Genomic DNA, 23,059 nt, shown 5'->3' with positions numbered 1-23,059 from the left:
TGCTCCTGTCCTGCTTCAGAGGGTGATGCCCGTCGCCGTCGCCAGGGCGTCGACGAGTTGGCGGCGGAACTGCGGGTCAGCGACCGCCTGGTGCGGCTCCTGCCGCTGTCCGTGGAACCAGTAACCGCCGCTGGTGGTTGCGTCGGGGTCGGTCACGAGGGCCTCCTGCGTGCGGTGCCCGAGCTCGAGGTCGTCCGACGCCCCCGCGCCGCCCATCTTGGTCGGGACCCAGCCCGGGTCGACGGCGTTGCTCAGGACGCCGGGCCGGCGCGCCGCGACCTCGGCTGCGAGCGCGGTCACGAAGAGCTTGGTGTCCGAGTACGTGTTCGTCTCCGCGGTGCCGTCCCAGTCGACGCCGTCCAGTCGGGGCCGGCCGCCGCGGTGCATCCCACTGCTCAGGTACACGTGCCGGGTCGGCGCGTGGAGCAGCGCGGTGAACAGGTACGGCGCGACGACGTTGACCGGGATCAGCGCACGGCCGGAGATCACGCCGGCGTTGTGCACGACCGCGTCGATCGGGTCGTCGGCGTCGAGGTCGCGCGCGGCGGCGATCACGGCGTCGCGGTCGGACAGGTCGGCGACGACGAGCGTGGCACCACGGTCGAGCAGGTCGGCGACCGCGTCCGCACGTGCCGTGCTCCGGGCGTGCACGACGACGTCGTGGCCGTCGCGGAGCAGGGTGTCGGCGGTCGCTCGCCCGAGGCCGTCGGTCGAGCCGGTGACGAGGATGCGGGACATGCGTTCATCATGCGCCGGGTGGCGGAGGCGTGTGCGGCGCGACACCGCCGACCTCAGCCGATGACGCCCGTGTGCTCGAGCACGATGTTCACGCCGATCAGGATGAGCACCACACCGCCGGCGATCTCGGCCGGCTTGCCGAACCGGGCTCCGACACGGCGCCCGACGAGCACGCCGGCAAATGACAGCACCGCCGTCGTCACACCGATGAGCAGCACCGCGCCGCCGATCGACACCGGCAGGAACGCCAGCGTGACCCCGACCGCGAGGGCGTCGATGCTCGTGGCGACCGCCAGGACCAGGAGCTCACGGATCGGCAGGCGGTCGGTGTCCTGCGCGGTGTCCTCGTGCTTCGAGAACGCCTCCCACAGCATCTTGCCGCCGATCAGCGCGAGCAGCCCGAACGCGATCCAGTGGTCGAAGTCCGCGATGGAGCGGGCGAACGCCGACCCGAGCAGCCAGCCCAGCAGGGGCATGAGCGCCTGGAACGCACCGAACGTCAGCGCGATGACGAGGGCGTGCCGCACGTCGAAGCGCTTCATGTGCAGGCCCTTGCCGAGGGCGACGGCGAAGGCGTCTGCGGAGACGCCGAGCGCGATGAGGAAGAGGGCCCAGAACGACATGGGGGCGGCGCCTTTCGAGACGGTCGGACGGAGACGCCGACGTCTCAGGACCTGTCGATACTGGCACGGTACCTCGTATGAAAAGGCCTGATCAGCGGTATTCGTCGCGCCGAATCCGGGGGTTGGTGCGCCCGCCCCGGTTCCTGACGGAAGGCTCGCGGCGGCGTTGGGCAGCCCGAGGTTCCACGACACCCCGCCCGCGTTCCGCCGAGGTTCCGATCGGGGCGCTGCGCGCCGGCGAGGTTCCGAGATCTCGGAACCTCACGCGGCGGGGTGGGCGCGACCGCGGGCGCGTCAGCGACCGGCTGCTGCGTGGGCGGCGACCTGGGCGGCGGACAGTTCCGTCCCGTAGACGGCCGCGTACCGCATGGACCCGGTGAAGTAGGCGTTGGCGGGCGAACCCGGCCATCCGCCGATGGTGTCGTAGCCGATCCGGAACCAGCCGGTGTAGTTCTCCGGCGTCTTGTACGTCGCGTTCGACGCGACCAGCGTGCCGTCGACGTACAGGCGCATGCCGTTGGCCGGTGACATCGTCGTCACGGCGTGGTGCCACGCGCCGTCGGTGTAGGCCTTCGGCGACGAGACGACCTGGGTCGTGCCGCTGTACGTCCCGAACGCGAGCTGCCCGCTCGTATTGAGGTAGAGCTTGCGGTCGTGCTGCCCGGATCCGCCGGTCTGACTGCTGCCGAAGCCGATGAGCTGTCCACCGGCGACCGTGGTCTTGAACCAGACCTCTTCGCTGAAGGTGGTCGGGTTGGCGTACGAGCGCGAGGTGGAGACGTAGCTCGTCGAGCCGTTCAGCACGTAGGCGCTGCCGGTGTCGCGCGGGCAGGCGTTCGGGTCGGGAGTGACCGCCGTCATCGCGCCCTGGTAGGTGCCGTTCACGCCGCGGCCCGACCAGTCCGTGGCGGTCTTCGCGTTCGTCGACTCGGTGAGCCGGTACGCGAACAGGGCGTTCGCGGTGTCGGCTCCGACGGCGCCCGTGCAGGTGAAGTAGGGGGCGGTCGCGGCGGTGTTCGTGTCGTTCCGCACGGTGGCGCTGTAGGCGGAGCGCGTCGGGGCGAACTGGTTCAGCAGGACGACGACGGCCAGGGCGACCACGAGCAGGAGGGCGACGACACGGCCGTCACGCAGGCGACGGAGGATCACGATGCGCGCACCGCCTCGACGCGACCGACGGCCAGGCAGGCGACGAGCGGCACCAGGCACACGGCGATCAGCGCCACCCACCCGAGCGGGTCGAGGTCGATGTTCGAGGTCAGCTGGTAGTGCCCGTTCTTCGTGAGTTCGTGGATGACCACGCGGCCGACCTCACCGTCGACCAGGTGCACGGTGTTGCCGCCGTGGGCGTCGATGCGCACCGGGAAGATGCCGGACGAGATGACGGTGGCCTCGACGCCCGTCGGGCTCGAGGTGTTCGTGATGGTCGTCACGTTGACGAACGGCTTGAGCACGAACGCGGCGTACGAGACCGTCAGGGCGGAGCCGGCGATCCGCAGGCACGTGCGGGTGACCCGGTCGGTGAAGGCACTGGTCAGGGTCAGGATCAGCAGCGTGCCGATGAGCAGGATCGGGGCGGCGCGGAACAGCCAGCCAAGGTGGGGGACCAGGAGCGCCGGGGTGCCGATCACGTCGGCCTGCGACAGCGTCCACGGGTCGACCGCGCCGTTCACGTCACCCCGGGTGCGCAGACCGCCGTCGGCGTCGATCGCGATGATGCGGTGCGTGTAGACGACGTCCGGGTTGGCGGAGGTCTCGAAGGAGACGACATCGCCGACGTGCAGGGTGGCGACGTCCACCGGCAGGTCGAGCACGAGGGTGCCGACCGGGGCTGCCTCGCCCATCGAGGGCGTCTCGACGACGAACCAGCGGCCGCCGGCGGACAGGAACAGCACCGCGGCGGTGAGCAGCACGGCGGCGACCAGGGCGAGCAGCCAGGCGAGCGTCGACTCGGAGCGGGTGACCGCGCGACCCCGGAGGGCCGGACGGTCGAGCGTGCCGCTGAGCGGGATCGCTGCGGTCTGGCTCATGTCGTGCTCCTGCGGCTCGGTGGGGTGCGGCTCAGCGCTTGCTGCGCTTGGTGGAACGGGGGTGGCGACGCTCGGCCGGAGGGGGGTCGGTCGAGCGTCGCCGGTCTGGGGTCACGGGCTCGTCACGGGGCGGCTGGGGGCACCGACCCGGGGCGGGATCAGGCCGTGAACGTCCAGGTCATGGGGACCGAGGCCGCGAGGCCCTGGTAGGTGTTGCCCGCGGAGGAGTCGAGGGTCACCGCGAAGTTGAACGGGACGCTGGCACCGGCGGCCGGGGCCTGGGGCATCGTGAAGGCCGACGCTGCGGCGCCCTTGAAGCTGGCGAGCGTGCCGCTGAAGACCGTGGTCGAACCCGAGGTGATGACGAGGTTCATCTTGGCGCAGAGGTCGGTCGCGGTGCCGTTGGCCGAGCCGTTCGCCGACTGGGTGCAGGTGGCGCCCGGGTTCAGCGTGAAGGTGCTGGCGGCCGCGGTTCCGGTGTTCTTGATCGAGATCGCGGTGTTCACCGTGTTGCCAGGCGTCATGGTCGTGCTGCCGCCGAACTTGTTGATCGTCGAGCAGGTCGCGGAGTTCGTCGAGACCGAGCCGCCGTCGGTGCTGAGGCAGGTGACCGTTGCGCCGGCGTTCTGCTCCTGCATGATCAGCGTGCCGCTGCCGGCGGTGTTGCTGCTGTTCGTGATGCTCGCCGCGAACCCGGACAGGGTGCCGGTGAGCGAGAGGGAGAGGAGCACGGCGGCGAAGATGCCGGCGAGGAGCGCCACGGGGGCGAAACGGATCCGCTTCAGCGCGGAGGTGCGGAGCTTGGTGGACACGGTGTACCTCATCGGTTCGGTGGTTCGCAGTGGTTGGGGGAAGCAAGTCATTCGGGCTGATTTGCTTCAATCATTAAGATAGTCATTGCTTGACTAAGTTAGCCACTCGCGCACCTACCCCAGTGCGGGGGACGCTCGTGTCCCCTGGGTTCCCGACATGGAAGGATTCCCCCGTGACCCCCGCCGCACACGATGACGACGCCGCCGACCTGATGGCCGCGTTCACCGCTGTCGTGCGCGCGAACGCGAGCCTGGTGAACCAGCTCAGTGCACGAGCCGGGGTGCACGAGAACGCCCTGCGAGCACTCGTGCTCATCAGCGACACCGGCTACTCGACACCGACGGAGGTCGCCGGGTACCTCGGCCTGACCTCGGGCGCGGTGACGAACATGATCGACCGGATGAGCACCGCCGGACTGCTCGAGCGCGCGCCGAACCCGAACGACCGTCGTGGGTCGTTGCTGCGGCTGCTGCCGACCGGCGATGACGTCGTCGCGGACTACCGGCAGCGCTACGCCGCCATGCTCCGAGCGGTCGACGGCGCACACGGCGGCGAGCTGCACGAGGTGCTCAACGACCTGGCCACGAGCCTGTACCAGCAGGCCGCGGCGGCGGGGGAGTAAGCGCTCGTCAGACCGGCTGGAGCGCCTGCTGCTCGCCGATGGGGAGCTCGACCCGGATGCGGTCACCCGTGCGGACGACGCCACCGGTCACGACGACGCTCATCACGCCGCCCTTCCGCACCACCGCACCGTCCTCGTCCCGCCCGAGCACCTCACGCAACAGACCCGGTTCGAACCCGTTGATCTGCTGGCACGGGTTCCGCAGGCCCGTCACACGGACGCGGGCCTGGTCACCGAGGTGCAGCACCGTCCCGGTCGGCAGGCCGAGCAGGTCGACGCCACGGGTCGTGACGTTCTCACCCATCTGGCCCGGCTCGAGGTGGTACCCGGCGTCGGCGACCTCGTCGAACACCTCGGCGTGGAGCAGGTGGACCTGCCGCAGGTTCGGCTGCGAGGGATCCCGCGCGACACGAGACCGGTGCTGCACGGTCGTCCCGGCGTGGGCGTCACCCTCGATGCCCCAGCCCTCGACCAGGGTCACCTCGTCGACGACGGGCTTGCTGAACCGGTGGGCACTGTCGCGGCTCACGGCGATCACGCGCGGCTGGTCGTCACGGTTCTCGGTCATGGTGCGATCCTTGCGCAGGTTCGGTTTCGACGCAGCCCCCGGTCAGTGTCCGAGCTCGACGAGGAAGACCCCGGCGATGATCAGTGCGATCCCGCCGAGCATGAGCGCCGTCAAGGGTTCGCGGAAGAGCACCCGGCCCAGGATCGCCGTCAGTGCGACACCGGTCGCGGCCCAGATCCCGTAGGCGACACCGATCGGCAGGCCGAGCGTCAGCGCCACGGCGAGCAGGCTGAACGCGACGAGGTACCCCAGGACGACGGGCACGAAGAACACCTTCTTGCCGTCGGTGGCGAGCTTGAGGCTGATCGTGGCACCGACCTCGGAGACGATCGCGACGGCGAGCAGGACCCAGGCCATCAGAACGGCTCGCGCTCTGGCGTCTGGCGCTTCCGTGCGGCGAGCGCTCGCTGCGAACCGATCTCGACCAGCAGCACCCCGGCAGCGATGAGCACGATGCCGGCGACCATGGTGAGCGTGAGTGCCTGCCCGAACAGCACGGCCGCGAGCACCGCGGTCAGGGCGACGCCGGAGGCTCCCCAGATGCCGTAGGCGACCCCGACCGCCATCCCCGCGCGCAGCACCAGGATCAGCATCGCGAACGCGGCGACGTAGCCCGCGACGACGAGCGCGTACCACCCGGGCTGGTCGACGGCGGCCTGCATCGAGAGCGCTCCGGTGACCTCGGCGACGATCGCGGTCCCGAGGAACAGCCACTTCATGCGTCGCTCCTGTCCGCCAGGGCCGCGATCGCCCGTGCCGCGACCCGGACGGTGGCCTGTGCGGCTGTGTCGTCCCGGTCGGCGAGCCACGTCGAGCTGATGCCGTCGGCGGTCGCGATGAGCAGCCGGACGACCTGCTCGACCGGCACTGCCCAGCGGATGCCGTCCTCGGCGGTCCACTCGTCGACCTGCTCGCGGACGGCGTCGAGGTACGCGTGCTGCTCCCACGCGGCGAGGTCTTGCAGGTCGGGGTCGCGTCGTGAGTAGGTGACCAGCTCGACGACGGCGAGTGCGGTCGCTGGGTCGTCGCGCGTCTGCGCGAGGTGGGCCGACAGGCCGGAGGCGATCCGGGCCTCCAGGTCGAGCCGCGTGACCGGCGGTGCGAACGCGACCGCCATGGCCGTGCGGAGCTGGCGTTCGAGCACTGCGCGGAAGAGCGGCGCCTTCGATGCGAAGCAGTAGTGGAAGGCGCCGTGCGGCAGGCCAGCGCGGGCGGTGACCGCGCGGGTGGTCACGGCACTGATGCCGCCGTCTCGCAGGACGGCGATCGCGGCGTCGACGAGCTGCTCGCGTCGTTCCTCGACGCTGCGGTGCTCTTGCTGGAGGGTCATGGTCCGACCGTACCGCCGTACTTGGCCATGTGGCCAAGTACGGCGGTGAACTCTCAGCGTGGGACAGGTTCGCCCCAGCACCCCGGTCCTCAGGAGAACGACCCTCGGCCAACCGGCTGAGGGTCGTTCTGTGGTGCGACGCGCCTACTTGTGGCTGGAGCGCTGCGTGAACTTGGCGTTCACGACGCCGTAGAGCACCCAGACGACGACCACGACGAGGGCAACCGTGCCGACGGTTGCCGGCAGCATCCCTTGCGCGAGGAACGGGACGAGCAAGAGGCTGGCCACGCCGAGGACGGCGAGGGTGATCTTGTAGCTGCGAGGAGACATCAGACCGTCCTTACTTGCACTAGTTGCACTGGCTGGCACTCTTGTCGAGAACGAACGGGTTCCAACCCGAGAGCGGAGTCCCGGGGACTCCGTACCCGACGATACCGAGGCAGTTGTCGTTGGCGTTCGCGCCCTGCGCGAAGGCGGTGATCGCACCGCTGACGAGGGCGCAGACACCGCCGACGACGGGAGTGCCGATGAGGGCGCACCCTGCCGTCAGCGCAGCCGTCCCGGCAGGTCCGCCCGCTGCGATCACCTTCGTCTCGGCGCGGTTGAAGTACACCGAGCACCATCCGACGCCGCACCCCGTCGACGGGTCGGCGGTCACCGGGAACGCCGCCCCGGTCGTGTCGACGTGCTGGGTGACGATGTTCGAGCCGGGTACGACCGTGTACGAGGTCGGGAGCTGCTTGCCGTCAGCGTCGTGCGCCCACGGCGTCTCGAGGTAGTTGACGACGTCGCCGCTGGCGTTCTTCACCTGCACCTTGCCGCCGTCCACGAGGGTGAGCGTGTCGGTCTCGGAGCCGATCTCGAACTCGTAGTCGGTCGGCGCCGACGAGTTGTTGATCACGATGAAGCTGGCGTTCGTGCCGTTCGTCCCGGTGCCCGTGACCGTCCCGAAGTCGGCTCCGCGGTAGACGTCCGAACCGGTGGCGGCATCGGCCGTCGCAGCCCCTGGGACGACCGGCGTGACTGCGACGTGCGATGCAGAGTCCACCTGGACCCTCGACTGGACAGCTGCTCCGGTCGGTGCGGAATCGCTCGTACCGAGCAGGCCCTGCTGCTGGATGACCGCGAGCGGATCGTCGGACGCCGCAGCGTTCGCCGGTGCTGCGACGAGTGAGCCAGCGAGCACAGCCGCCGCGATGGCGCCCCCTGCGGTCATCTGGCGGATTCGTGAGTGGTTCATACTTCGGTCCCCTGTCTCCGACGCTGAGGTCGGTCCCGTTGTAGTCAGCAACGTTGCTGACGAACCGACCCTACGACCCCCCGTTGGAGGGGTAGACCCATCGTTACACTTCCGTGACTCCGGTCGGAGGGACTCTTCGCGCAGTGAGCGCTCCTACCTCGCCCCGATCCGGCGCCGAAGGCTGCGTCTCGGAACTCTGATGTGTGGCCGGTGGACCAGTCACCTGGCGGACGACACCCGCCCTACTGCGGCATGTCCACGAACCGCGAGAACATCCCGTGGAACGCCACGGTGATCGTGTCCGTCGGGCCGTTACGGTGCTTCGCCACGATCAGGTCGGCCTCACCCTGCCGCGGGTTGTCCTTCTCGTACGCCGACTCGCGGTGCAGCAGGATGACCATGTCGGCGTCCTGCTCGATCGACCCGGACTCACGCAGGTCGGAGATCGCCGGCTTCTTGTCGGCACGCTGCTCGGGACCACGGTTCAGCTGGGACAGCGCGATGACGGGGACCTGGAGCTCCTTCGCCATCAGCTTCAGGGCACGCGAGAACTCGGAGACCTCTTGCTGGCGGCTCTCGACCTTCTTGCCCGAGGTCATCAGCTGCAGGTAGTCGATGACGACGAGCTTGAGGTTGTGCTGCTGCTTGAGCCGACGGCACTTGGCGCGGATCTCGACCAGCGTCATGTTGGGGGAGTCGTCGATGAAGAACGGGGCGTCGTTGATGCGCCCGCGGGTCTGCGCGATGGTGGTCCAGTCGCGGGAGTCCACGGTGCCCTTGCGCATGTTCTGCAGCGGCACGCTGGTCTCGGCGGACAGCAGACGCATCGCGATCTCGGCGCGACCCATCTCGAGCGAGAAGAAGGCGGCGGTCTGGTCGTGCTTGATCGCGGCGGCGCGGCACAGGTCGAGCGCAAGGGTGGACTTACCGAGGGCGGGTCGAGCCGCGACGATGATCAGCTGCCCGGGGTGGAAGCCGTTCGTCAGGCCGTCGAGCTGCGCGAACCCGGTCGGCACGCCGGTCATCTGGCCGTCGCGGCCCTTGGCGGCCTCGATCTCGTCGAGCGCGGCGGAGATGGCGTCGGTCAGGGGGACGTAGTCCTCGGTCTGCACGCCGCCGGCGACGTTGTAGACCTCGGCCTGGGCGCTGTTGACGAGGTCGGTGACCTCACCCTCGGACGCGTAGCCCATCTGCACGATGCGGGTACCGGCGTCGACGAGGCGACGGAGCACGGCCTTCTCGGCGACGATGCCGGCGTAGTACCCCGCGTTGGCCGCGGTCGGCACCATGCTCGTCACGCTGTGCAGGTACTCGGCGCCACCACCGCGGGACAGCAGACCGGTCTTGGTCAGCTCGTCGGTGACGGCGATGACGTCGGTGGGCTCGCCGTGCGAGTAGAGCGACAGGATCGCGTCGAAGATGACCTCGTGCTTGGGGACGTAGAAGTCCACGCCACGAGCGGTCTCGATGACGTCGGCGACGGCGTCCTTCGACAGGAGCATGCCGCCGATGGTCGACTGCTCGGCCAGCAGGTCGTGCGGCGGGGTGCGTTCCATGCCGCGCTCCGCGTACTCCTGCGGTGCGGGCTCAAGATGCGCGATCGACACACTCTCTCCTCTGTTGAACGACGCGGGACCGGACACGATGGTCGGACACCCGCAACGACTTTCTAACCCCAGCGACCGACATCCCCGAGTCGCTGGGCCAAGCTACGGCCGCAGAGTTATCCCCAACAAACGGCCCTGTGGATAACTCTGTGGACGGATTGCGGAACACGCCGGAATGCTGTGTGGAGAACTGTGGACGAGCCTGTGGAAACATGGCCATGGGAACACACTTTCGACCACTTGAACAGGGGTTTTCATGTTCACACGGTGTGTGGAAAAGTGGGGTTCAAGTACGACTTGAAGGTTCCGATTTGACACGTTTCTGCTGTGTAAAACGACTTGACAAGCACCCCTCCTGTGGGAAGTGTTCTCGGGCCGTTCCCAGCAAGCCGGACCGTGCCTGAGAGGTAACCAGCCAGCCAAGCCGAGCCCGCCAACGCAACGACGGGCGGGCCTCCCGGAGGAGACCCGCCCGTCGTGGAGCGGAACGTCAGTGCTACTTGGCAGCGACGACCTTGAGCGAGATCACGGCAGTGATGTCCTCGCGCAGACGCACGGTGGCCTCGTGGTCACCGACGGTCTTGATGGTCGCGGGGACCTCGACCTTGCGCTTGTCGAGCGAGCCGACGCCCTGCGCCTGGACGGCGTCAGCGACGTCGCCCGGACGGACGGAGCCGAACAGACGACCGTCCTTGCCGGCCTTGACCGCCAGGGAGATGGTCGCGTTCTCGAGCTTCATCTTGAGGTCCTGTGCCTCTTCGATGGTGGCGAGCTCACGCGCGGTGCGCGCGGCACGGATCGACTCGACCTGCTTCTCGCCGCCCTTGGACCACGCAACAGCGAAGCCCTGGGGGATGAGGTAGTTGCGGGCGTAGCCGTTCTTGACGTCGACGACGTCACCAGCGGAACCGAGGCCGGAGACCTCGTGGGTGAGGATGAGCTTCGACATGTGTCGACCTCCGATCAGCGGCCGGAGCCGGCGTAGGGGAGGAGCGCCATCTCACGGGCGTTCTTCACGGCACGGGCGATGAGGCGCTGCTCCTGGACGGAGACGCCGGTGATGCGACGGGCGCGGATCTTTCCACGCTCCGAGATGAACTTGCGAAGGGTCGCAACGTCCTTGTAGTCGATGACGCCGACCTTGATCGACTTCGCGGGAGCGGCGTTCTTGCCGCCCTTGCCGCGAGGCTTCCGGCGGTCGCCGGTGCTCTTTCCAGCCATAGTGATTTGTCCTTAGAAGAAAAGTTGTGTGTCCGTCGGAACCGAGAGGATCAGAACGGGGTCTCGTCGTCGAAGTTGCCGCCGGGGGTGCTCCACACGTCGTTCGACTGTGCGTTGCCGCCGCCCTGCTGGCCACCCTGCGGGGACCACGGCTCGTCGGACTGGCCACCAGCGGAGGCGTTGCCGCCACCGTTGTTGTTCCAGCCGCCGTTGCCGCTGCCCTGCTGACCGCCACCGTTGCCGCCGCCGACCTGGCCACGACCGCCGCCGCCACCCGCTGCGCGGGTGATCTGTGCGGTCGCGTACCGGAGCGACGGGCCGATCTCGTCGACCTCGAGCTCGATGCTCGTGCGCTGCTGACCCTCGCGGTCCTGGTAGGAACGCTGACGCAGACGACCCTGCGCGATGACGCGCGAGCCCTTCGTCAGCGACCCCGCCACGTGCTCGGCGAACTCCCGCCACACACTCGCGCGGAGGAACAGCGCGTCGCCGTCCTTCCACTCGTTCGCCTGACGGTCGAACGTGCGAGGCGTGGAGGCGATGGTGAAGTTCGCCACTGCGAGCCCGTTCTGCGTGTACCGCAGCTCGGGGTCCGCGGTGAGGTTGCCCACCACCGTGATGACGGTTTCGCCGGCCACGGGTTACTCGGCGCTCGCGGTCGCGGTTGCGGAGGCGTTGGCAGCCTTGCGGGCTGCGCGTGCCTCGTCGCGCTGCTTCTGGGCGGCGACCTGCGCGATGCCCTCTTCGGCGCGGAGGACCTTCGTGCGGAGCACGGCCTCGGAGAGACCGAGCTGACGGTCGAGCTCCTTGGCGGCCTCGGGCGAGGACGTGAAGTCGACGACGGCGTAGATGCCCTCGGACTTCTTGGCGATCTCGTAAGCGAGCCGGCGACGGCCCCAGACGTCCACGTTGTCGACGGTGCCACCGTCGTTGCGGATGACAGCGAGGAACTTGTCCAGGCTGGGAGCGACGGTGCGCTCATCGATCTCGGGGTCGAGGATCGCCATCAGTTCGTACTGGTGCATGCGGAACCCACCTCCTCTGGTCTCATCGGCCCCGGGCAGTTCCCGGGGCAGGAGGGTTGATGCATGTGCCACAGCGCGCAGACACGCGCCGGGCAACCTGCACAGACTACCCGACGGCCTGGAGGCGCGCCACCGGTCTGTGCAGGACCGTCGCGTCCGTCAGGCGGTCGCGTCTCGGGCGTCGGTGTCGCGTCAGGAGCTGGTCGCGTCCCGCGCGGCCCACCAGTCGCGCAGGCGCGCCTCGGCTGCGTCGGCGCCGAGGGGTCCGTCGTCCATCCGCGCCTCGAGCAGGAAGCGGTAGGCCTCGCCCACGGCACGCCCCGGCGGGATGTCGAGGATCCGCATGATCTCGTCGCCGGTCAGGTCGGGCCGGATCGAGTCCAGTTCCTCTTGCTCGGCCAGGACGCGGATCCGCTCCTCGAGGTCGTCGTACGCGAACGCCAGGCGGTCGGCCTTGCGGCGGTTCCGCGTGGTGACGTCCGAGCGGGTCAGCTCGTGCAGCCGTTCGAGCTGCGGGCCGGCGTCGCGGACGTAGCGCCGGACGGCCGAGTCGGTCCAGGCACCGTCGGTGTACCCGAAGAACCGCAGGTGCAGCTCGATCAGGCGGGACACCGCGGCGATCGTGTCGTTGTCGAAGCGCAGGGCACGGAGCCGCTTCTTCGCGAGCTTCGACCCGACCAGGTCGTGGTGGTGGAAGCTGACGGCGCCGCCCGGCTCGAGCTTGCGGGTGGCGGGCTTGCCGATGTCGTGCAGCAGCGCCGCGAGCCGGAGCACGGTGTCCGGCGGGTCGCCCGCGTGCCGCTCGGCCTCGTAGCCGATCGCCTGTTCGAGCACGGTCAGGGAGTGCTCGTAGACGTCCTTGTGGTGGTGGTGCTCGTCGATCTCGAGCTGCATCTCGGGCAGCTCGGGCAGGAACCGCTGCGCCAGCCCGGTGTCCACGAGCAGGCGGATGCCCGGCACGGGGTCGCCCGTGTTGAGCAGCTTGACGAGTTCGTCGCGCACCCGCTCGGCGGACACGATGTCGATGGAGTCGACCAGGTCCTGCATGGCGGCACGGACGTCGTCGTCGACGGTGAACCCGAGCTGCGACGTGAACCGCGCCGCCCGCATCATCCGGAGCGGGTCGTCGCGGAACGACACCACGGCGGCCTGCGGGGTGCGGAGGCGGGCGGCCAGCAGGTCCTCGACGCCGCCGTGCACGTCGACGAGCTCACGGGCCGGCAGCCGGAGCGCCATCGCGTTGACGGTGAAGTCGCGGCGGAGCAGGTCGTCCTCGATGGTGTCGCCGAACGCGACCTCGGGCTTGCGGGTCTCGCCGTCGTACACGTCACTGCGGTAGGTGGTGATCTCGACCTGCTCGCCGCCGACCCGCGCGGCGATGGTGCCGAACTGGCGGCCGACGTCCCACGTGGCGCTCGCGATCGGTTCGACGATGCGCAGGATGTCGTCCGGACGGGCGCTCGTCGTGAAATCGAGGTCGGTGACGGGACGACCGAGGAAGGCGTCCCGCACGGGTCCGCCGACCAGGGCCAGCTCGTGTCCGGCGTCGGCGAAGGCCCGAGCGAGGAGGTCGACGGGCTCGGTGGTGGCGAGTGCGTCGAGTCGTTCGACGGCCTGGGCAACGGACTGCATGACGGTGCTCATCCTCCCAGATCGAAGCCCCGAGTTCTCCACAACCCCGCGCGCACGGGACCTGTTCATGGTCGCGCCTCATACACTCGTGCTCGGCCCGAACCGACCCCGTGGCCCGCTTCCGTATGCACATCCTCCGCACCACGCTCGCCGCAGCCGCGTCGACCCTCGTCGCGCTCGGCCTGGTCGTCGCGCCCGTCAGCGCCCCGCACGCCGATGCCGCGACGGTCTCGTCGGCCAAGACCCACCTCGCCGATCCGGCTGCTGCCGATGCGGGCAAGGCCACGATCTCGGTCGCTCCCGCGCACCGTGGGATCGTCCAGCGCGACCAGGACCTCACCCTCTCGGTGACCGTCACGAACGACACCGACACTGCACTGCCCGCCGGCAGCGCGGAGTTCGACATCTTCCGCTCCGTGAGCACGCGGGACGTCCTGGACGACTGGCTTGCCGACACCACCACGACCGGTTACCTCGGCGCCCCGATGGACTCTGTGGACATCCCGGAGGTCCCGGCGCACCGTTCGGTCACCATCGACGCGGTCGAGATCGTCTCGGGCAACGTGGCACTCGGCGGGTACTCGTCGTTCGGTGCGCGGCGCATCGCGGCCGAGTACACGGCCGGTGACACCTTCGCCGTGGCCCGCTCCGCGATCACCTGGTACCCGGACTTCGAGCAGGTGCCGGTCAGCGTCTCGGTGGCGATGCCGGTGACGGTCCCGAAGTCCACCGACGGGATCCTCACCGCGGCCGTCCTGGCCTCCGCCACCTCGGTCGACGGCACCCTGACCCAGCAGCTCGACGCGGCCGAGGACCACAACGTCGCCGTCGCCGTCGACCCGCGGATCATCGCCTCGATCCGGATCCTCGGCGAGAACGCGCCGTCCACCGCGACCGCGTGGCTCCAACGCCTCGAGTCCCTGCGCAACGAGACCTTCTCGTTGTCCTACGCGGACGCCGACGTCACCGGGCTGCGCCAGGCCGGGTCGGACGGCATCCTCGCGCCGATCTCGCTCGACCAGTCCGTCAAGTCCGAGAACTTCCCCGGCGCCGAGACCCCCGCGCCGACCCCGACCGCGACCCCCGGCCAGACGACGACCCCGAGCAGCTCCGCGTCCCCGAGCGACGACGCCACCACCGATGCCGGCTCCGGCTCCGGCTCCGACACGGGCGAGACCACGGACACGCTGCCCACGACCGCGCAGCTGCTGGACTTCCCCTACTCGATGGACTCGATCTCCTGGCCGACCGAGGGCACCGTGTCGTCGTCGGACCTCGAGGCACTCGAGCGGGCGGGCACGAAGACCACGATCGTCTCGAGCGGGAACACCTCTGCTGGCGCGAACGCCACGATCTCGGCGTCGGAGAAGATCGGTGACGACCACGTCCTCGTGTCGGACCAGTCGATGTCGTCCCTGCTGCGCAAGGCCGCAACCGCACCGGACCGCCAGAGCTGGTCGTCGGCGATGTCCGAACTCACCGCGACGCTCGCCACCTCGGCGCGCGACGGCACCGCCACGGGGCCGATCCTGCTGACCCTCGGTCGCGACTGGCCCTCGGACTCCGCGCGCCTCAGCCAGACCCTCGACGCCCTCGAGAGCACCGCCTGGGTGGCGCCCGCCGACCTCTCAACGGCGTCGAACGCCGTCGCCGGGTCACTCACGCTCAACAGCGCGTCCACCGGGGCCGGCCGCATCGCACAGCTCAAGCGCCTGGTGCAGGGCGAACAGGGGCTCTCCGCGTTCGCCACGATCCTCGACACCCCCGCCGAACTGACCGCACCCGCACGCCTCCGACTGCTCGCCATCGCGTCGAACGCGTGGCGGGGGGACAACGACGGGCTGACGGCCGCCGTCGACGCCCGCACGGCCGCCTGGGCGAAGCAGACCACCGAGGTCGGGATCGTCGACTCGAGCAGCCTGACCCTGCTCGGCGACCGGTCCTCGCTGCCGGTCTCCATCCGCAACAGCTCCGACTACCCGGTGACGGTGCACCTGGCCGTCCAGCCGTCGAACTCCGCCCTCCGGGTCGTCCGCAACGACATCGTGGTCGAGATCCAACCGGACTCGTCGACCCGAGCGACCGTCCCCGTGCAGTCCGTCGCGAACGGCAAGGTCGAGCTGACCATGTCGCTGTCGAGCCCGACCGGCGTCGCGATCGCCCAGCCGGCCACCGTCGAGCTCAACGTCCAGGCGCAGTGGGAGACGGTCATCACCGCTGCCGCAGCGGTCGCCCTGATCGCGATCTTCGGCTTCGGCATCTTCCGCAGCATCCGGAAGCGCATCCGCCGTCGCAACGGCGAACTCGACGACGAGGACGACGACGACCCCAACCGCCCGCTCGCCGTGCAGCCGGGTGCGCCCGGTGCGCCCGCCTCGCCCGCGGGATCGGTCGTCGGACCGGGAGGCCCGGATCACCGCGCCGAGGCACCCACCGCGTTCGCCGTGGCCGGTTCCGGTACGGCCGCTGTCGCGGCTCCTGGTGGCGACCGCCTGCAGGGCGCGATCGCCCGAGCCGGAGTCGAACCGGGCCTCCCGTCCGACGCCCGTACCAGCCCTGTCGCGGACGCCCGCGACCCCGAGGAGCCGACCATCAGCGCCACCCAGCCCCAGCCCGACGTCGATGCGGAACCGGTCGCCGAGCGCAGCCTGGGGCGTGCGAGTGCGATGCTCGCGGCGGGGACGATGGTGAGCCGGATCCTCGGCTTCGCGAAGACGTTTGTCCTCGCCTACGCCATCGGGCAGAACGCGAGCCCCTCGGCGAACGCGTTCGCCGTCGCGAACCAGCTGCCGAACAACATCTACGCGCTCATCGCGGGTGGCCTGCTGTCGGCCGTGCTCATCCCGCAGATCGTCCGCGCCATGAAGAACGGCACGGACGGCGGGCAGGCGTACGTCAACAAGATCGTGACGCTCGGCGGTTCGGTCTTCATCGTCATCACCATCGTGGCGACGGCACTGGCACCGCTCCTGGTCCGCCTGTACACGACGTCCTCGGACACCCGGGGTCCTGCTGCGACCGACCTCGCCGTCGCCTTCGCGTTCTGGTGCTTGCCGCAGATCCTCTTCTACGCGATGTACTCGCTGCTCGGTGAGGTTCTCAACGCCAAGCAGGTCTTCGGGCCGTTCACCTGGGCGCCGCTGCTCAACAACGTCATCGCGATCGGCGGCCTCGTCGTCTTCATCGCCTTGTACGGCAGTGGCGGAAGCGCCGTCGGCGATTGGACACCCGCAAAGATCGCGCTCCTCGCCGGCAGCGCCTCACTCGGTGTGTTCGCCCAGGCTGCATTCCTGCCGTTCTTCTGGAAGCGTGCGGGGCTCTCGTTCCGCCCGGACTTCCGGTGGCGTGGTGTCGGCCTGAAGTCCACGGGGACCGCGGCCGGATGGCTGTTCGCGATGATCCTGGTGACGCAGGTGGCCGGCATCGTGCAGTCCTCCGTCGCGTGGAAGGGTCAGGACGACGGGCCCGGCAACGCTGTGCTCGGCAACGCGTGGCTCATCTTCATGCTGCCGCACTCGATCATCACGGTGTCCATCGCGACCGCGTACTTCACCCGGATGAGCCACGACGCCGAGCGCGGCGACCTGGCATCGGTCCGACGGAACCTGTCGCTGTCCCTGCGCATCGTCGGGCTCTTCACGGTCTTCGCGTCGGTGGCGCTGGTCGTCGTCGCGGTGCCGTTCGGCCGGCTGTACGAGGGCACGTTCGAGAGCGCCCTGCAGGTCGGTGCCGTCCTGGTCGCCTACATGCCGGGCCTGGTGCTGTTCAGCATGTTGTTCATCATCCAGCGCGTGTTCTGGGCCATGCACGACCACCGGACCCCGTTCCTGATGCAGTGCATCCAGTCCGTCCTGTTCGTCATCGGTGCCCTCGCGGTGTCGACGTTCCCGACCTCCGTGATCGGCATCGGTGTGGCCGCGTGCACGACCCTCGCCGGGACCGCACAGACGATCGTCGCCCTCGTCCTGGTGCGCCGCAAGCTCGGCAGCATCGAGGGACCGGTCGTGACCCGCTCGCACGTGCAGTTCGTCATCGCGGCGCTGATCGCCGGCGTGGTCGGCCTGTTGGTCGTGAACTTCTTCGGGGCGTTCTCCGCAGCCGGGTTCGCGATGTCGGACCGCACCGGGGCACTCATCACCATCGTCCTGACCGGCGCCGTCATGGTCCTCGTGTACTTCGGGGCGCTCGTCGTCGCCAAGAACGGCGAGATCAAGAACGCCGTCGGCATGGTGAAGAGCAAGCTCGGTCGCTGACCGCACGCTTCCCGGACGTCGCGGAATGCCGCGCCGGTACCATGTGTTGACCCGGTCAGCACGCAACGGAAGGGCAGTCAGGCATGCGCCAGCTCATCATCATCGGTTCCGGTCCGGCCGGGTTCACCGCCGGCATCTACGCCGCGCGCGCAGAGCTCAAGCCGCTCATCGTCGCGTCCAGCGTCGAGACGGGCGGGGAACTCACCAAGACGACCGAGGTCGAGAACTTCCCGGGCTTCCCCGAGGGGATCCAGGGTCCCGACCTCATGATCAAGATGCAGGAGCAGGCCGAGAAGTTCGGCGCTGAGGTCCTGTACGACGACGCCGTCTCCGTCGACCTCACCGGCGACGTGAAGAAGGTCACCGTCGGCTCCGGCGAGACCTACGAAGCCCTCGCGGTCATCTACGCGACCGGTTCGGCGTACCGCCACCTCGGCATCGCCGACGAAGAGCGCCTCTCGGGCCACGGTGTCTCGTGGTGCGCGACCTGCGACGGCTTCTTCTTCCGCCAGAAGAACATCGCCGTGGTCGGCGGCGGTGACTCCGCGATGGAAGAAGCGACGTTCCTCACCCGCTTCGCCGACAAGGTCACCGTGATCCACCGCAAGGACACCCTCCGTGCGTCGAAGATCATGCAGGACCGTGCCCACAACGACCCGAAGATCGAGTTCGCGTGGAACAAGGAGGTCATCGGCATCCAGGGTGACTCCGCCGTGACGGGCGTGACGCTCAAGGACACCGTGGACGGCACCGAGAGCGAACTCGCCCTCGACGGTCTGTTCATCGCGATCGGCAACGACCCCCGCGTGCACCTCGTGCACGGTCAGCTCGAGCTCGCTCCCGAGGGCACCATCGCCGTCGAGGGCCGCACGTCCAAGGCGGTCGGCGTCCCCGGGGTCTTCGTCGCGGGCGACGTGCTCGACCACACCTACCGCCAGGCCATCACGGCCGCCGGTTCCGGTGCGGTCGCCGCGCTCGACGCCGAGAAGTACCTCGCCGACCTCGAGGACACGCTGACCGACGCTGCTGCGGGCGAGACCCCGGTCGAGCCGGTCACCATCTCCGCCTGACCCGTACGGCCCCCGGAATGCCGGGGGCCCGTCCGCGGTTCCACACCCAGTACCGACTTCTCACGAAAGGACACCCATGTCCAACGCAAAGGCTGTCACCGACGCCACCTTCTCGGACGAGGTCCTCAAGTCCGACAAGACGATCCTGGTCGACTTCTGGGCCGAGTGGTGCGGCCCGTGTCGCGCCGTCTCGCCGATCCTCGACCAGATCGCCGAAGAGCACGCCGGCAAGATCGAGATCGTGAAGCTCAACGTGGACGACAACCCCCAGTCGGCCATGAACTACCAGATCACCTCGATCCCGGCGATGAAGGTCTTCAAGGGCGGCGAGGTCGTCAAGACCGTCATCGGCGCCAAGCCGAAGCCCGCGCTCGAGGCCGACCTCGCCGAGTTCCTCGCGTAGGTCGCACCAGCACCACCGAACGCCCCGTCCTCGTCCTGCTCAGCAGGCGTCGGCGGGGCGTTCGCATGCCACCCGTTGCGGATCGGCCTCCGCCGCGGAGCCCGGGTTTCCGGGGTCGATGTCGTAGTGTGGCGGGAATGTCTCACTGATCGGAGCACGGTATGACGAACGGCAACAGCCTCGACCCCTGGTACGACTCCTACGCCCAGCGCACCGCCGGGCTGAGCGCCTCCGAGGTCCGAGCCCTGTTCGCCGTCGCCTCGCGCCCCGAGGTGGTCTCGCTGGCCGGTGGCATGCCGTTCGTCTCCGCGCTGCCGAGAGAGCTCGTCACGGGCTCCCTGGACCGCGTGATGAACGAGCACGCGGCCATGGCGCTGCAGTACGGCGGCGGACAGGGTCTGCGGTCCCTCCGCGAGCACATCGTGGACGTCATGAGCCTCGAGGGCATCCGTGCCAGTGCCGAGGACGTCGTCGTGACGACGGGCTCGCAGCACGCGCTCGACCTCGTCACGCGTCTGTTCATCGATCCGGGCGACGTCGTCCTCGCCGAGTCCCCGTCCTACGTCGGCGCGATCGGTGTGTTCCGGTCGTACCAGGCCGAGACCGTCCACGTGACGACTGACGAACTCGGTCTGGTGCCCGAGGCGCTGCGCGAGGCGATCGCGAACCTCCGGACGCAGGGCAAGCGGATCAAGTTCCTCTACACGATCCCGAACTTCCACAACCCGGCCGGCGTCACCATGAGCCGGGAGCGCCGCATCGAGGTGCTCGACATCTGCCGGTCGAACAACATCCTGGTGCTCGAGGACAACCCCTACGGACTCCTCTGGTTCGACGAGCCGGCACCGCAGGCGATCCGTTCCATCGACGAAGAGGGCGTCGTGTACCTGGGGTCCTTCTCGAAGACCCTCGCACCCGGTTTCCGCGTCGGCTGGGCGCTCGCACCGCACGCCATCCGCGAGAAGCTCGTGCTCGCCAACGAGTCCGCCGTCCTCGCGCCGAACTCCTTCGGTCAGTACGTCGTGAACGCCTACCTGGACGCCGCGGACTGGAAGGGCCAGGTCGACACCTTCCGAGGCATCTACGCAGAGCGCCGTGACGCCATGCTGTCCGCCCTGGGGGAGTTCCTACCGGACCTGTCCTGGACGAAGCCCAACGGTGGCTTCTTCGTCTGGCTGACGCTCCCCAAGTCACTCGACTCGAAGGGCATGCTGCCGCGCGCCGTGAAGGAGCTCGTCGCCTACACGCCGGGGACCGCCTTCTACGCCGACGGTCGCGGCGGCGGGCACATCCGTCTGTCGTTCTGCTACCCGACCCCCGAGCAGATCCGCGTCGGCGTGAAGCGGCTCGCCAACGTCGTCAACGACGAACTCGAGCTGATCGAGACGTTCGGCCCGACGACTCGGCCGAACAGCGTCGTCCGCGAGACGTCCTCGGTCAGCGCTCCGCCGCCGAACATCTCCTGATCAGCGCTTTTCCGCGGTGCGTGGCCCACCAGCACCGTCGTTCCACACCGGAGGACCCCCATGGCTGAGCTCACCCGTCGTCACGTCGTCGTCGTCGCCGGAGGGATCTCGCACGAGCGTGACGTCTCCCTGCGCTCCGGTCGGCGGGTCGCCGACTCGCTGACCGGGTACGGCTGGCAGGTCGACCTCCGCGACGCCGACGCGCTGCTGCTGCCGGCTCTCTCCGAGTCCCGCCCGGATGTCGTGTGGCCGGCTCTGCACGGCGCCTCCGGTGAAGACGGGGCCCTGCGGGGCATCCTGGAGGCGGTGGACATCCCGTTCGTCGGCTCACGTTCCACGTCGGCCCGGTTGGCATGGGACAAGCCCACGGCGTCAGCGCTGGTCGCGCGGGCGGGCGTTCGTACCCCTCGATCCGTCACGCTGTCCCACGACGTGTTCCGCGAGCTCGGTGCCGTCGGGGTGCTCAAGGCCATCGCGGGGGAGCACCCGGTCCCGCTCGCTGTGAAGCCGGCACGCGGCGGGAGTGCGCAGGGAGTGACCCTCGTCGACGACGTCAACGACCTGCCACGAGCCATGGTCACGGCCTACACGTACTGCGACGACGTCGTGGTCGAGCAGCTCATCCGCGGCACCGAGGTCGCGGTCGGCATCATCGACACGGGCGACGGGCCGGTGGCACTCTCCGCGGTGGAGATCGTCCCACGGAACGGCATCTACGGCTTCGAGGCGCGGTACAACGCGGGGGAGACGACGTTCTACACCCCCGCTCGACTGTCCGCCGAGTTCGCGACCGCTGCAGCCGACGCCGCCGTCGCGGCACACGCGGCACTCGGCCTCCGCCACCTGTCCCGTGTGGACCTCATCGTCGACGGCGCCGGTACGCCCTGGTTCCTCGAGGCCAACGTGCTCCCGGGCCTGACCGAGACGTCGCTGCTGCCGCAAGCACTCTCCGCGTCCGGTTTCGATCTCGGGTGGACGTACGCAGAGCTCGCCGAACAGGCGATCCGCGACCACCACGCCTGATCCGCACGCTCCCACGGTCCGCGTTCCACGTGGAACACGGGCGTTCGCAAGCGTCGATGTTCCACGTGGAACGTCGGCACCCGCGGTTCGCTGCTGAGAGCTGATCTGCTCTGAGCAGCATCGCATGCGTCTGGTCATCTGCCGGCGCACGGTGGACGCATGACCGATTCACCACCCCCCGCAGCCTTCACGACCGAGTGCCGGCGAGCCCTTCTCGACCAACGCGTGCTCGTACTCGACGGCCCCCTCGACGACGACAACGGCACCGTCCTCATGACGCAGCTGGTACAGCTCGCGACGGCGGACCCCTGGAACGACATCGCGCTCTGGATCCATTCGCCCGGAGGCTCGGTCCCGGCGATGCTCGCACTCCGGGACCTCATGCGGGTGATCCCCAACGACGTCAGCACGCTCGCGTTCGGGATCGCCTGCAGTGCGGGGCAGTTCCTCCTGTCCTCGGGTACTCCTGGCAAACGGCGAGCACTGCCACACAGCCGGATCCTGATGCACCAGGGATCCGCAGGGATCGGGGGGAGTGCGGTGGACGTGGCGCTGCAGGCAGACCACCTCCGCAACACCCGCGACACCGTGCTCGGACTCATCGCAGCGGACACCGGCCAGCCGGTCGACCGAATCTTCGAGGACTCGCTGCACGACCACTGGTACTCCGCGCAGGAGGCCCTCGACTACGGGTTCGTCGACGTGATCGTCGACGACTTCTCGGTGATCCGGCCCCAGCAGCCCCGCTCCACGGTGACGGGCTTCGGCGGAACTGCGGCAGGGGAGGGAGACCGTTGAGCGCCTACACAATCCCGAACGTCATCGCGCGGGACGCCCGCGGCGATCGGGTCCTGGACGTCTACTCGCACCTGCTCACTGAGCGGATCATCTACATCGGTACCGCGATCGATGCTGGCGTCGCGAATGCCCTCATCGCGCAACTCCTCTTCCTGGAGTCAGACAACCCGGACTCGGACGTCCAGCTCTACGTCAACTGCGACGGCGGCGACCCGAGTGCCATGCTCGCCGTCTACGACACCATGCGGTTCATCCGCCCCGCCGTCGCGACCACCTGTGTTGGCCAGGCAATCGGTGTCGGAGCCGTGCTGCTCGCCGCAGGCGCCGAAGGAAAGCGATCGGCCCTGCCGCACGCTCGGGTGGTGCTCCACCAGCCCGCTGCTCAGGGACAGGGGGCAATTCCCGAGCTCATCCTGCAGGCCGACGAAGTCGTTCGAATCCGGTCCGAGATCGAGGACTTACTCACCCAGTACAGCGGCCAGAGTGTCGGCCGACTCCGAGCCGACACGGATCACGATCGCGTCTTCACGGCCCGTCAGGCCAAGCAGTACGGGCTCGTGGACCACGTGATCACTCGACGCTGACCGTCGGCGCTGA

25 protein-coding genes are annotated in these 23,059 nt (G+C 69.1%); 8 read left to right on the top strand and 17 right to left on the bottom strand.

The genetic code is table 11. From position 1 onward, the window contains the following. Positions 1–15 precede the first annotated feature (15 nt). From ITJ60_RS05640 to ITJ60_RS05620, 5 genes are all read right to left on the bottom strand, one after another. Positions 16–738: an SDR family NAD(P)-dependent oxidoreductase gene (locus ITJ60_RS05640; protein ID WP_194647252.1), complete on the bottom strand. Its 723-nt coding sequence runs from the start codon at positions 736–738 to the stop codon at positions 16–18. Between the two features lie 53 nt (positions 739–791). After that, positions 792–1,361 (bottom strand): manganese efflux pump MntP family protein, encoded by a 570-nt coding sequence (locus ITJ60_RS05635; RefSeq protein ID WP_194647251.1) that lies wholly within the window; start codon positions 1,359–1,361, stop codon positions 792–794. Positions 1,362–1,655: 294 nt separating this feature from the next. Then, positions 1,656–2,510, bottom strand: coding sequence for a LamG domain-containing protein (locus ITJ60_RS05630; RefSeq protein ID WP_194647250.1), 855 nt, complete (start codon positions 2,508–2,510; stop codon positions 1,656–1,658). Continuing rightward, positions 2,507–3,391: a S26 family signal peptidase gene (locus ITJ60_RS05625; protein WP_194647249.1), complete on the bottom strand. Its 885-nt coding sequence runs from the start codon at positions 3,389–3,391 to the stop codon at positions 2,507–2,509. The genes ITJ60_RS05630 and ITJ60_RS05625 overlap by 4 nt, the downstream gene beginning before the upstream one ends. A gap of 158 nt (positions 3,392–3,549) precedes the next feature. Beyond that, the gene (locus tag ITJ60_RS05620; protein WP_123311379.1) at positions 3,550–4,203 is read right to left on the bottom strand and encodes a hypothetical protein; all 654 of its coding nucleotides are present in this window, start codon (positions 4,201–4,203) and stop codon (positions 3,550–3,552) included. A gap of 173 nt (positions 4,204–4,376) precedes the next feature. Here ITJ60_RS05620 and ITJ60_RS05615 point away from each other — a divergent pair, with 173 nt between their 5' ends. Further along, positions 4,377–4,826, top strand: coding sequence for a MarR family winged helix-turn-helix transcriptional regulator (locus ITJ60_RS05615; protein ID WP_194647248.1), 450 nt, complete (start codon positions 4,377–4,379; stop codon positions 4,824–4,826). Positions 4,827–4,833: 7 nt separating this feature from the next. Here the strand turns inward: ITJ60_RS05615 and ITJ60_RS05610 are convergent, their stop codons facing one another. The 12 genes from ITJ60_RS05610 to ITJ60_RS05555 form a co-directional block, all read right to left on the bottom strand. Beyond that, on the bottom strand, positions 4,834–5,394 hold the full coding sequence (locus ITJ60_RS05610) for an MOSC domain-containing protein (RefSeq protein ID WP_194647247.1): 561 nt from the start codon (positions 5,392–5,394) through the stop codon (positions 4,834–4,836). 42 nt (positions 5,395–5,436) lie between these two features. Then, entirely contained in the window at positions 5,437–5,751 is a 315-nt protein-coding gene (locus ITJ60_RS05605) for a DMT family transporter (protein WP_123339337.1), read from the bottom strand. Further along, positions 5,751–6,113: a DMT family transporter gene (locus ITJ60_RS05600; protein WP_194647246.1), complete on the bottom strand. Its 363-nt coding sequence runs from the start codon at positions 6,111–6,113 to the stop codon at positions 5,751–5,753. The genes ITJ60_RS05605 and ITJ60_RS05600 overlap by 1 nt, the downstream gene beginning before the upstream one ends. Continuing rightward, entirely contained in the window at positions 6,110–6,724 is a 615-nt protein-coding gene (locus ITJ60_RS05595) for a TetR/AcrR family transcriptional regulator (RefSeq protein ID WP_194647245.1), read from the bottom strand. The genes ITJ60_RS05600 and ITJ60_RS05595 overlap by 4 nt, the downstream gene beginning before the upstream one ends. A 144-nt stretch (positions 6,725–6,868) precedes the next feature. Continuing rightward, a complete protein-coding gene (locus tag ITJ60_RS05590; protein WP_194647244.1) occupies positions 6,869–7,054 on the bottom strand; it encodes a hypothetical protein in 186 nt (61 codons plus the stop codon). 19 nt (positions 7,055–7,073) lie between these two features. Beyond that, positions 7,074–7,964: a hypothetical protein gene (locus tag ITJ60_RS05585; RefSeq protein ID WP_194647243.1), complete on the bottom strand. Its 891-nt coding sequence runs from the start codon at positions 7,962–7,964 to the stop codon at positions 7,074–7,076. 242 nt (positions 7,965–8,206) lie between these two features. Next, the gene (dnaB, locus tag ITJ60_RS05580; protein WP_111083664.1) at positions 8,207–9,571 is read right to left on the bottom strand and encodes a replicative DNA helicase; all 1,365 of its coding nucleotides are present in this window, start codon (positions 9,569–9,571) and stop codon (positions 8,207–8,209) included. 496 nt (positions 9,572–10,067) lie between these two features. After that, positions 10,068–10,520 carry a 50S ribosomal protein L9 gene (gene rplI / locus ITJ60_RS05575; RefSeq protein ID WP_111083665.1) on the bottom strand — a complete coding sequence of 151 codons (453 nt, stop codon included), beginning with the start codon at positions 10,518–10,520 and terminating at the stop codon, positions 10,068–10,070. Positions 10,521–10,534: 14 nt separating this feature from the next. After that, positions 10,535–10,792, bottom strand: coding sequence for a 30S ribosomal protein S18 (rpsR, locus tag ITJ60_RS05570; protein WP_017887834.1), 258 nt, complete (start codon positions 10,790–10,792; stop codon positions 10,535–10,537). Positions 10,793–10,842: 50 nt separating this feature from the next. Further along, positions 10,843–11,430 carry a single-stranded DNA-binding protein gene (locus tag ITJ60_RS05565; RefSeq protein WP_194647242.1) on the bottom strand — a complete coding sequence of 196 codons (588 nt, stop codon included), beginning with the start codon at positions 11,428–11,430 and terminating at the stop codon, positions 10,843–10,845. A gap of 3 nt (positions 11,431–11,433) precedes the next feature. Then, the gene (rpsF, locus tag ITJ60_RS05560) at positions 11,434–11,817 is read right to left on the bottom strand and encodes a 30S ribosomal protein S6 (RefSeq protein ID WP_111083667.1); all 384 of its coding nucleotides are present in this window, start codon (positions 11,815–11,817) and stop codon (positions 11,434–11,436) included. Positions 11,818–12,009: 192 nt separating this feature from the next. Beyond that, positions 12,010–13,449, bottom strand: a complete 1,440-nt coding sequence (locus ITJ60_RS05555; RefSeq protein ID WP_194647600.1) for a CCA tRNA nucleotidyltransferase — start codon at positions 13,447–13,449, stop codon at positions 12,010–12,012. Positions 13,450–13,559: 110 nt separating this feature from the next. Between ITJ60_RS05555 and ITJ60_RS18780 the strand changes: the two genes are divergently transcribed. The 7 genes from ITJ60_RS18780 to ITJ60_RS05520 all read left to right on the top strand — a co-directional run bounded on the left by ITJ60_RS18780 (position 13,560) and on the right by ITJ60_RS05520 (position 23,046). Further along, positions 13,560–17,702, top strand: a complete 4,143-nt coding sequence (locus ITJ60_RS18780) for a DUF6049 family protein (protein WP_323749110.1) — start codon at positions 13,560–13,562, stop codon at positions 17,700–17,702. A gap of 83 nt (positions 17,703–17,785) precedes the next feature. Further along, entirely contained in the window at positions 17,786–18,772 is a 987-nt protein-coding gene (trxB, locus tag ITJ60_RS05545; RefSeq protein WP_111083668.1) for a thioredoxin-disulfide reductase, read from the top strand. A 76-nt stretch (positions 18,773–18,848) separates the two neighbouring features. Continuing rightward, complete coding sequence (trxA, locus tag ITJ60_RS05540) at positions 18,849–19,175, top strand: thioredoxin (RefSeq protein ID WP_017887828.1); 327 nt, start codon at positions 18,849–18,851, stop codon at positions 19,173–19,175. A 161-nt stretch (positions 19,176–19,336) separates the two neighbouring features. Further along, on the top strand, positions 19,337–20,641 hold the full coding sequence (locus ITJ60_RS05535; RefSeq protein WP_194647241.1) for a PLP-dependent aminotransferase family protein: 1,305 nt from the start codon (positions 19,337–19,339) through the stop codon (positions 20,639–20,641). Between the two features lie 60 nt (positions 20,642–20,701). Further along, positions 20,702–21,664, top strand: coding sequence for a D-alanine--D-alanine ligase family protein (locus tag ITJ60_RS05530; protein ID WP_194647240.1), 963 nt, complete (start codon positions 20,702–20,704; stop codon positions 21,662–21,664). A gap of 159 nt (positions 21,665–21,823) precedes the next feature. Continuing rightward, complete coding sequence (locus tag ITJ60_RS05525; RefSeq protein ID WP_194647239.1) at positions 21,824–22,462, top strand: ClpP family protease; 639 nt, start codon at positions 21,824–21,826, stop codon at positions 22,460–22,462. Then, positions 22,459–23,046 (top strand): ClpP family protease, encoded by a 588-nt coding sequence (locus tag ITJ60_RS05520; protein WP_194647238.1) that lies wholly within the window; start codon positions 22,459–22,461, stop codon positions 23,044–23,046. The genes ITJ60_RS05525 and ITJ60_RS05520 overlap by 4 nt, the downstream gene beginning before the upstream one ends. Positions 23,047–23,059 lie beyond the last annotated feature (13 nt).

This window comes from Curtobacterium sp. VKM Ac-2884, from assembly GCF_015350945.1.
GTDB lineage: Bacteria > Actinomycetota > Actinomycetes > Actinomycetales > Microbacteriaceae > Curtobacterium.
The sequence above is the reverse complement of the archived record's forward strand: the minus strand, read 5'-3'. Positions and strand labels throughout refer to the sequence as shown.